Origin of the sequence: Bordetella petrii (genome assembly GCF_020991325.1) — a bacterium.
Taxonomy (GTDB): Bacteria; Pseudomonadota; Gammaproteobacteria; order Burkholderiales; family Burkholderiaceae_B; genus Bordetella_A; species Bordetella_A petrii_E.
Genome location: NZ_JAJMLX010000491.1, coordinates 1 through 1,353, shown reverse-complemented (window position 1 = coordinate 1,353; position 1,353 = coordinate 1). Strand labels below are relative to the sequence as shown.

Sequence of the window (1,353 nt, the reverse complement as noted above, 5' to 3'; positions counted from 1 at the left end):
ACACCCCGTAAGGCGACCGGATATAAACGTGCGCATGCGGTTCGGCGCTGCGCACCTGCGGCTTGCCCCCCACGGTGTACACCGACAGTTCCTGCATTTGCAGCGTGGTGATGGCGTCCAGCATGTTCACTTCCACCTTCTGGCCTTCGCCGCTGCGCTCGCGATGCAGCAGGGCGGCCAGCACTCCTTCAAAAGCGCAGTAGGCGGTGACGGCATCCACCAGGTATTGTCCGGCGGCGCGCGGCGGCTCGCCTTCGCGCCCGGTGGACAGCATGGCGCCGGACATGGCCTGCAGCAGCAAGTCTTGCCCGGGCCGCTGGGCATAGGGGCCGTCTTCGCCGTAGCCCGAGATGCTGGCGTACACCAGGCGCGGGTTCAGCGCCGACAGCGTCGCGTAGTCCACGCCCAGGCGCTGCGCCACCCCGGGCCGGTAGTTCTGGATGAACACATCGGCCTGCGATGCCAGTTCGCGCAGGATGGCCTGGCCGCCGGGGCTTTTCAGGTCTACCGCCAGTGAACGCTTGTTCCGGTTCAGCGACAAGAACGACACATTGACGCGATTGCCTTTCAGCCCGCCGGCCGGCGCGTGGCGCTGCCACTCGCCGGTGATGGGTTCGATCTTGATGACGTCGGCCCCCAGGTCGCCCAGCCGCTGGGCCGCGAACGGGCCCGCCATGGCGATGGAGCAGTCGAGTACCTTGTACCCGGACAGGATTCCCATGCTTATTCCTTGATTGATATGGCCGTGTAAACCTTCAGTGCATGATCCAGCCGCCATCCACGGCCAGGTTCTGGCCCGAGATGAATCCGGCCTCGTCCGAGGCCAGGAACACGATGGCCGAGGCAATATCCTGGGGATGACCGCGCCGCTTCACCGACTGGCGTTCCAGCACCATGCGGCTGTAGCCTTCGGGGTCGGGGTGGATCTTCTCGGCATCGGTGGGGAAGGCGCCGGGGGAAATGGCGTTCACCGTGATGCCCCATTTGCCGAATTCGCGGGCGAAGGCGCGCGTGTTGCCCAGCATGGCGCCCTTGGACTGCACATAAGGCTGCAGGTTTTCCCACCCGCCCGACAGTGTGATCGACGTGATATTGATGATGCGGCCCCATTGCTGCGCGCGCATCGCGGGCAGCACGGCCCGCGTCAGCTGCACCGCTGCGCCCACGTTCACGCGGTGCACGCGCGCCAGTTCCTCGTCGCTATATTCCTCGAAGGGGCGCGAGGGATAGATGGCGGCATTGTTGATCAGCACGTCGATGGGGCCGTCGGCCAGCAAGCGGTCGGCCTGCGCCTGCAGGGCCTGGCTGTTGGCCAGGTCGGCGGCCACGGTGAGCAGTTGCGGGGCCAGCGCC

Annotated in this window: 2 protein-coding genes; both read right to left on the bottom strand. The window is 66.2% G+C overall.

Going from position 1 to position 1,353, the window contains the following annotated elements:
- A partial coding sequence (locus tag LPZ50_RS24870) for a CaiB/BaiF CoA transferase family protein (RefSeq protein ID WP_230665498.1) occupies positions 1 to 721 on the bottom strand: 721 nt, incomplete at its 3' end.
- Between the two features lie 34 nt (positions 722 to 755).
- Positions 756 to 1,353, bottom strand: a 598-nt coding sequence (locus tag LPZ50_RS24865; RefSeq protein WP_230665497.1) for an SDR family NAD(P)-dependent oxidoreductase, incomplete at its 5' end; no start/stop codon positions are given.